Source organism: Corallococcus exercitus, from assembly GCF_003611585.1.
Classification (GTDB): domain Bacteria; phylum Myxococcota; class Myxococcia; order Myxococcales; family Myxococcaceae; genus Corallococcus; species Corallococcus exercitus.
On record NZ_RAVW01000394.1, the window covers coordinates 1 to 9,244 of the forward strand.

General features: G+C 70.0%; 1 protein-coding gene. It reads right to left on the bottom strand.

Annotated elements, in window-relative coordinates; genetic code table 11:
• The coding region (locus D7W79_RS33410; protein WP_120529394.1) for a non-ribosomal peptide synthetase at positions 1–9,244 on the bottom strand (9,244 nt) is incomplete at both ends.

The window sequence follows — 9,244 nt, forward strand, 5'->3', positions numbered from 1 at the left end:
GCAGCAGGGCGCCCCAGATTTCGAGCGTGGAGGCGTCGAAGGCGACCGGGGCTGCCTGGAGCCAGACCTCGTCAGGCCCGAAGCGCATGAAGGAATTGCCGAGCACCAGGCGGGTGATGCCCCGGTGGGGCACGCAGACCCCCTTGGGGCGCCCGGTGCTCCCAGAGGTGAACATGACGTAGGCCACGGCCTCGCCGTCCACGCGGATGTCGGGGGCGTGGGCGGGACCCTTGGCGATGTCATGGGCCTGTGCGTCCAGCCAGATACGTTCGCCGGAAGCGGGCAGCAACGACGCGAAGGGTTGATGCGTGAGCGTCACGCTGACGTCGGCGTCCTCCAGCAGGGCGGCGATGCGCTCCACGGGAGCATTGCGGTCCACGGGAACGAAGGCCGCGCCCACCTTGAGGATGGCGAGCAGCGCCGTCACCATTTCGAAGGAACGCTCGATGGCGAGGCCGACGCGCGCACCCGGGACGACGCCCAGGGCACTCAGGTGGTGCGCCAACTGGTTCGCGCGTGCGTCCAGCTGGGCATAGGTCAGCGAGTCAGCCCCCAGCACCAGGGCGACGGCATCGGGTGTGCGCTGTGCCTGCTGGGCGAAGTGGGCGTGGACGGGGACGTCCGTCGGACTGGCGACGGTGGTGTCGTTCCACTCCACGAGCAGCCGCTGACGCTCTTCCGCCGGCAGCAAGGGCAGCTCGGCCACGGGCTGCTCAGGCCTCAGGGCCACGGCCTCCAGCAGCGTGCGCAGATGGCTGCCCAGCCGCTCCACGGTGCTCCGGTTGAAGAGGGCGGTGCTGTACTCCAGCGAACCGACGAAGCCCTGGGCCGAGTCCTGCATCATCAGAGTGAGGTCGAACTTGGCGGAGCGCGCGTCGGAGGCGAGCTGCTGGAAGCTGAGGCCGGGGACCCGCAGGTCCCCGGTGGGCGCGTTCTGCAGGGTGAACATCACCTGGAAGAGCGGACTGCGGCTTGCGTCCCGTACGGGCTGGAGGACCTCCACCAGCTTCTCGAAGGGCAGGTGCTGGTGCTCGTAGGCCGCGAGCGTCGTGCCGCGCACCTGGGCGAGCAACTCACGGAACGTCGCGCGTGGGTTCAGTTGGGTGCGCAGGACGAGCGTGTTGACGAAGAAGCCGATGAGGCCTTCGGTCTCCGCTTGCGTGCGGCCCGCGATGGGAGTGCCCACGCTGACGTCGTCCTGGCCGGTGTAGCGCGACAGCAGGAGCTGGAAGGCCGCGAGCAGCACCATGAAGGGCGTGGCACCCTCGCGGCCCGCCAGTGCCTTGAGTGCGTGGGCGACCTCCGCGGGAATGCGTACGTCCACCGTGGCACCCCGGTGCGACTGCACGGGCGGACGCGGCCGGTCCGTGGGCAGCTCCAGCGCGGCTGGCGCACCCTCGAGCTGCTGCTTCCAGTACCCGAGGTGCGCGTCCAACGTCTCGCCCTGGAGCCACTGGCGCTGCCAGGCCGCGAAGTCCGCGTACTGCATGGGCAGTGGCGCGAGTGAGGGGCTCCGGCCCGCACTGAAAGCCTCGTAGAGGGCCACCAGTTCGCGGACGAGGACGCCCATGGACCAACCGTCGGAGACGATGTGGTGCATCGTCACCAGCAGCAGGTGCTCTTCGGCAGTCAGCCGCACGAGGGCCGTGCGCAGGAGTGGCCCCCGTTCCAGGTGGAACGGCTGACGGGCATCCTCCGCGACGCGGCGCTGGGCCTCGGCTTCGCGCTGCGCTTCGGGCAGGCCGGACACGTCGATGAGCGGCAGGGTCCATGCGCCGGGCGCGTGGATGACCTGGGTGGCCTGGCCCTGGTGCTCGCGGAAGGTGGTGCGCAGGGACTCGTGGCGGGAGACCAGCGCTTCGAAAGCGCGGCGCAGGGACTCCACGTCCACCCGGCCCTTCAAGCTCAGCGCCGTGGGGATGTTGTACGACGCATCCCCCGGAGTGAGCTGATCCAGGAACCAGAGCCGCTGCTGCGCGAAGGAGAGCGGAACGGCTCCTGCTTGGGACACGGGTCGCAGCGGAGGAGCACGGAGCGCAGTGGGCCGCGCGTCCGCGAGCTTCAGCGCGAGGGCCTCCACGGTGGAGGCCTCGAAGAGGGTCCGCAGGGGCAGCTCCACCCCCAGCGTGGCCCGCACGCGCGAGACGACCTGGGTGGCCAGGAGCGAGTGGCCTCCCAATGTGAAGAAGTCTTCGTGGACGCCCACGCGCTCCACCCGGAGGACCTCGGCGAAGAGGGCGGCCAGTTGCTCCTCGGTGGGGGTGCGCGGTGCGACGAAGGCGACGGCGCGCGAGGCTTCTCCCGGTTCCGGGAGGGCTCCTCTGTCCACCTTGCCGTTGGCATTGAGTGGCAGCGCCTCCAGGACGAGGAACGCGGAGGGCACCATGTACTCCGGCAGGTTCCGCCGGAGATGGGCCTTGAGCGCGTCGGAGTCCAGCGCGTGGCCTTCGCGCGCGGTGACGTAACCCACGAGGTGCTTGTCCGCGTCCGCGCCCCGGGCCACCACGACGGCCTCGTTGACGCCCGGGAAGGCACGCAGGGCCGCTTCAATTTCACCCAGCTCGATGCGGAAGCCGCGCACCTTCACCTGGAAGTCGACGCGGCCCAGGAAGTCGAGCGTGCCGTCCTCCCGCCAGCGGGCCTTGTCGCCCGTGCGGTAGAGGCGCTCGCCGGGCGTGGAGGCGAAGGGGTGGGGGACGAAGCGCTCCGCGGTCAGCTCGGGGCGGTGGAAGTAGCCCCACGCGAGGCCCGGGCCGCCGACGTACACCTCGCCCGCGACGCCCACGGGCACGGGGTGCAGGTTCGCATCGAACACATAGGCCGTGGAGTTCGGGATGGGACGGCCGATGGAGACGGGCCCGTCCACGCGCGTGTCGCGGTTCAACGGCAGCGTGGTGGAGAAGGTCGTGTTCTCCGTCGGGCCGTAGGCATTGATCAGCGTCGCGCCTTCGACGAGACGGGGGAGGTGCTCGCGCAGGCGGGACCAGGGCATCACGTCTCCTCCCGTGAGGGCCTGGCTCACCTGGGCCAGGACTTCTCCCTGGTGCAGGGCCATCTGCTCGAAGAGCGCGGTCGTCAGCCACAGCGTCGTCACGCGGTGGCGCCGCACCTGCTCCGCCAGCTCTTCCAGCGAGAGGGCATGGGGCGGAGCGAGGACGAGCTTCGCGCCGTGCAGCAGCGCGCCCCAGAGCTCCAGGGTGGACGCGTCGAAGGCGATGGGCGCGATCTGCAGCCACACCTCGTCGGGCCCGAAGCGCATGAAGGTGCTGCCGAGCACCAGGCGGGTGATGCCCCGGTGGGGCACGCTGACGCCCTTGGGACGGCCCGTGGAGCCTGACGTGAACATCACGTAGGCGAGGGACTCCCCGTCCACGCGGACGTCGGGCGCGTGCGTGGGCAGCGTGGCCAGGACGTCCTGCTGCGCGTCCAGCCAGACGCGGGTACCGGACGCGGGCAGCTTGGAGGCGAAGGGCTGATGGGTGAGCACCACGCCGACGTCGGCGTCCTCCAGCAGCATCGCGATGCGTTCCACCGGGGCATTGCGGTCCACGGGGACGAAGGCCGCGCCTGCCTTGAGGATGGCGAGCAGGGCGATGACCATCTCGAACGAGCGCTCGACGGCGAGGCCGACTCGCGCGCCGGGGGCGATGCCCAGCGAGCCCAGGTGATGGGCCAGCTGGTTCGCGCGGGCTTCAAGCCGGGCGTACGTCAGCGTCGCATCCCCCAGGACCAGGGCCACCGCGTCGGGCGTGCGCCGGGCCTGCTGGGAGAAGTGGACGTGGACGGGGACGTCCATGGGACTCGCGACCGTGGTGTCGTTCCAGTCGACGAGGATGCGCTGGCGCTCCTCACGGGAGAGCAGCGACAGCTCGGACAGGGCCTGCTCGGGCTTCGCTGCCACGGCCTCCAGCAGCGTGCGCAGGTGGCTGCCCATCCGCTCCACGGTGCTCCGCTCGAAGAGGGCGGTGCTGTACTCCAGCCAGCCGGTGAACCCCTGCGGTGAATCCTGCAGCGTCAGGGTGAGGTCGAACTTGGCGGAGCGTGCGTCGGAGGCGACCTGCTGGAAGGTCAGGCCGGGGACTCGCAGGTCCCCGGTGGGCGCGTTCTGCAGGGCGAACATCACCTGGAAGAGCGGACTGCGGCTTGTGTCGCGTACGGGCTGGAGGACCTCCACCAGCTTCTCGAAGGGCAGGTGCTGGTGCTCGTAGGCCGCGAGCGTCGTGCCGCGCACCTGGGCGAGCAGCTGCCGGAAGGTCGCCTTCGGCTGGACGTGAGCGCGCAGGACGAGCGTGTTGACGAAGAAGCCGATAAGGCCTTCGGTCTCCGCCTGCGTGCGGCCCGCGATGGGAGTGCCCACGCTGACGTCGTCCTGGCCGGCGTAGCGCGACAGCAGGAGCTGGAAGCCCGCGAGCAGCACCATGAAGGGCGTGGCGCCTTCACGTCGGGCCAGGGCCTTGAGGGCCTGGGAGGCTTCGGGCGGGAGCTGGATGGAGAGGGCCGCGCCCGCATGGGATTGCACGGACGGCCGAGGATGGTCCGTCAGCAGCTCCAGCGCGGCGGGCGCTCCCGCGAGCTGCTGCTTCCAGTAGCCGAGCTGCGCCTCCAGCGTCTCTCCCTGGAGCCACTGGCGCTGCCAGGCCGCGAAGTCCGCGTACTGCAGGGGCAGGGGGCTGAGGGCCGGCGCAGCGCCCTGGGTGAAGGCCGCGTAGAGCGTCACGAGTTCGCGCACGAGGACGCCCATGGACCAGCCGTCGGAGACGATGTGGTGCATCGTCACCAGCAGCAGGTGCTCTTCGGCGGTCAGCCGCACGAGGGCCGTGCGCAGCAGCGGGCCACGTTCCAGGTGGAACGGCTGACGGGCGTCCTCCGCGACGCAGCGCTGGGCCTCGGCTTCGCGCTGCGCTTCGGGCAGGCCGGACACGTCGATGAGCGGCAGGGTCCAGGTGTTCGGAGGATGGATGGACTGGGTGGCCTGGCCCTGGTGCTCATGGAAGGTGGTGCGCAGGGACTCGTGACGGGCGACCAGCGCTTCGAAGGCGCGGCGCAGGGACTCCACATCCACGCGGCCCGTCAGGCGCAGCGCCGTGGGGATGTTGTACGACGCGTCACCCGGGGTGAGCTGATCCAGGAACCAGAGCCGCTGCTGGGCGAACGACAGGGGCAGGGCGCCTTCGTGCGAGGAAGGACGCAGCGGCGGTGGGCGATGTTCGGAGCGCTGGGCGCCATCAAGCTTCGTCGCGAGCGCCTCCACCGTAGGCGCTTCGAAGAACACGCGGAGGGGCAGCTCCACGCCGAAGGTGGACCGCACGCGCGAGACGAGCTGGGTGGCCAGCAGGGAGTGGCCACCCAGCGCGAAGAAGTCGTCCTGGATGCCGATGCGCTCCACGCGCAGCACTTCCGTGAAGAGGGCGGCCAGCTGTTCCTCGGTGCTGTTCCGTGGGGCGACGAAGTCGGACGAGCGCGCGAGGTGGCCCGGTTCGGGCAGGGCCTTGCGGTCCACCTTGCCGTTGGAGTTGAGCGGCAGGGCCTCCAGGACGAGGAGCGCGGAAGGCACCATGTACTCGGGCAGCTGCTGCCGGAGGTGGGCCTTGAGAGACTCGGAGTCCAGAGCGTGGCCGTCGCGCGCGGTGACGTAGGCGACCAGCCGCTTGTCGGCGGCTTCGCCCTTCGCGACGACGACGGCGTCCTTGAGGCCAGGAGCGCGGCGAAGCGCCGCTTCGATTTCACCCAACTCGATGCGGAAGCCGCGGACCTTCACCTGGAAGTCGATGCGGCCCAGGTACTCCAGGCGCCCGTCCATGCGGTAACGGACGCGGTCGCCGGTGCGGTACATGCGGCCGCCCGGAGGGCCGTACGGCTCGGGCACGAAGCGCTCCGCGGTGAGTTCCGGGCGCAGCAGGTAGCCCCGCGCCTGTCCTTCACCCGCGAGGTACAGCTCGCCTGCGACGCCCACGGGCACCGGCTGCAACGAAGCGTCCAGCACGTAGGCGCGCGTCGCCGGCAGAGGCCTGCCGATGAGAGGCACCTCGTCACGGCCGACGAGGGAGGCCGTGGAGTAGGTGGTGTCCTCGGAAGGCCCGTAGAGGTTGAAGAGCTTCTGCACCGTCGAGACGGCGTAGACCTGCTTGGCCAACGTCTCCGGTAGCGCTTCGCCCGCGAGGTTGACGACGCGTACTCCCGGAGGCACGGCGCCCAGGCGCAGCAGTTGCGCCATGGCGGAGGGCACCGTGTTGACGAGGGTGACGTGCGAAGCGGTGGGCAGTTCCGCCAGGTGCAGGGCGTTGCGTGCCACCACCACCGCGCCGCCGCTGCTCAACGGGGCGAAGAGTTCAAAGACGGAGAGGTCGAAGTTGAGGCTCGTCGCGGCGAGCGTGCCCTTCAGTTCCTCCGGAGAGAACGTCGCGAGCGCCCAGTGGAGGAAGGAGACAGCGTTGCCATGGGAGATGGCGACGCCCTTGGGACGGCCGGTGCTGCCGGAGGTGTAGATGAGGTAGGCGAGGTGCCCGGCGTGGATGCCCACCTCAGGTGCCGTGGTGGGCTGCTTCGCCAATTCCGTGTCCGAGTCGAGGCACACGGGCGTGGCAGCCGTTTCAGGCAGCGCAGCGAGCAGATGCGAGTGGGCGACGAGAGCAGGGCCTTGTGCATCCTCCAGGAGCCAGGCCAGGCGCTCACGCGGGTAGCTGGGGTCGAGGGGCACATACGCGCCACCGGCCTTGAGAATGCCGAGGGCACCGATGACCAAGTCCTCGGTGCGCTCAACGCACAAACCCACGCGGACTTCGGGGCCGACGCCCAGGTTGCGCAGGCGGTGGGCGAGCTGATTCGCCTTCGTGTCCACCTCCCGGTAGGTCAACCGCCGCTCCGGCGTGATGACGGCCAGCGCATCCGGCGTGCGGCGCACCTGGGCTTCCACCATCGCAGGGATGCTGGGCTCCTGCGGCATCTGTGAGGCAGGAGGATTCCACTCGACAAGAAGCTGCTGGCGCTCAGGGGGGGGGAGCAGGGGCAGGTCGCCCAGCCTCGTGTCCGGCTTCTGCGCGATGGCCTCCAGCAGCACGCCGAAGTGGCCCGCCATGCGCTGGATGGTCGCCGCGTCGAACAGGTCCGTCGCGTACTCCAGCGTGCCGAACATTCCCTCCTGGATCTCCTGCAGGGAGAGCGTGAGATCGAACTTCGCGAAGTGGGCCTCCAGGGGCAGGGGCCGCAGGGAGAGGCCCGGGAGCTGGAGCGCCTCGGAGGGCGTGTTCTGCAGGGCGAACATCACCTGGAAGAGGGGGCTGCGGCTGGAGTCCCGTACGGGCTGGAGCGCTTCCACCAGCTTCTCGAAAGGCACGTGCTGGTGCTCGTAGGCCGTGAGCGTCTTGCCGCGCACCTGGGCGAGCAGTTGGCGGAACGTCGCGCGCGGCTCGACATGGGCGCGCAGGACCAGGGTGTTGACGAAGAAGCCGATGAGGCTTTCGGTCTCCGCCTGCGTGCGTCCCGCGATGGGCGTGCCGACGCTGACGTCGTCCTGGGCGGCGTAGCGCGACAGCAGCACCTGGAAGGCCGCGAGCAGCACCATGAAGGGCGTGGCACCCTCGCGGCCCGCCAGTGCCTTGAGTGCGTGGGCGACCTCCCCGGGAATGCGTACGTCCACCTTGGCGCCGCGGTGCGACTGCACGGGCGGACGCGGCCGGTCCGTGGGCAGCTCCAGCGCGGCTGGCGCACCCGCGAGCTGCTGCTTCCAGTACCCGAGGTGCGCGTCCAACGTCTCGCCCTGGAGCCACTGGCGCTGCCATGCCGCGAAGTCCGCGTACTGGATGGGCAGTGGCACGAGCGAAGGGCTCCGGCCCGCACTGAAAGCCTCGTAGAGGGCCACCAGTTCGCGGACGAGGACGCCCATGGACCAACCGTCGGAGACGATGTGGTGCATCGTCACGAGCAACAGGTGGTCTTCCACTCCCAGCCGCACCAGGGCGGTGCGCAGGAGCGGCCCTTCCTCCAGCTGGAATGGCTGTCGAGCGTCCTCGGTGACCAGCCGTCGTGCTTCGGCTTCACGCCGCGCTTCGGGCAGGGCGGACAGGTCATGCAGCGGCAGGGTCCAGGTGCCCGGAGGATGGATGGACTGGGTGGCCTGCCCCTGGTGCTCGCGGAAGGTGGTGCGCAGGGCCTCGTGGCGCTGGACGAGCGACTCGAAGGCACGGCGCAGGGACTCCACGTCCACCTGGCCCTTCAAGCTCAGCGCACTGGAGATGTTGTACGACGCATCCCCCGGAGTGAGCTGATCCAGGAACCAGAGCCGCTGCTGCGCGAAGGACAGGGGCGCCGTGGTGGCATTCACCCTGGGGATGCTCGGCGGAGCCTGCACCCCGGAGGACCGTGCGGAGTCGATGCGCTGGGCAAGCCCGGCCACGGTCGGGGCCTCGAACAGCGCACGCACGGGAAGTTCACGCCGGAAGGTGGCGCGCACGCGGGAGACGAGCTGGGTGGCCAGCAGCGAGTGACCACCGAGGGAGAAGAAGTCGGAGTGGATGCCCACGCGCTCCACGCGCAGGACCTGGGCGAAGACTTCGGCGAGCTTCTCTTCGGTGGAGTCGCGCGGGGCAACGAAGTCCGCGAGGGGCGAAGCGTCAGGGACAGGAAGGGCCTTCCTGTCCACCTTGCCGTTGGCGTTGAGGGGGAGCGCCTCCAGGACGAGGAAGGCGGAGGGCACCATGTACTCGGGCAGGTGCTGCTTGAGGTGAGCACGGAGGGCGGAGACGTCGAGCGCTTCTCCCACGACGTAAGCCACGAGTCGCTTGTCGCCCGGAGCGTCTTCACGAGCGAGGACGACGGCCTCATGCACGGAGGCATGGGCGAGGAGGGAGGCTTCGATTTCGCCCAACTCGATGCGGAAGCCACGCACCTTCACCTGGAAGTCGAGCCGCTGGAGGTAGTCCAGCTGGCCGTCGGCGCGCCAGCGCACGACGTCGCCGGTGCGGTAGAGGCGGGCGCCCGGGGTGGAGGAGAAGGGGTGAGGGATGAAGCGCTCGGCACTCAGGGCGGGCTGGCCGAGGTAGCCCCAGGCAAGGCCTTCGCTGGCGAGGAAGAGTTCGCCCGGGACGCCAATGGGCACCGGCTGCAGGTGGGCGTCGAGGACGTAGGTGCGGGTGTTGGCGATGGGGCGGCCAATGGGAGGCCGCGTGCCGTCGTCGCGCGTGGAAGCAGTGACGGGAGTGAAGGTGGCGACGACGGTGCTCTCGGTGGGCCCGTAGTGGTTGAAGAG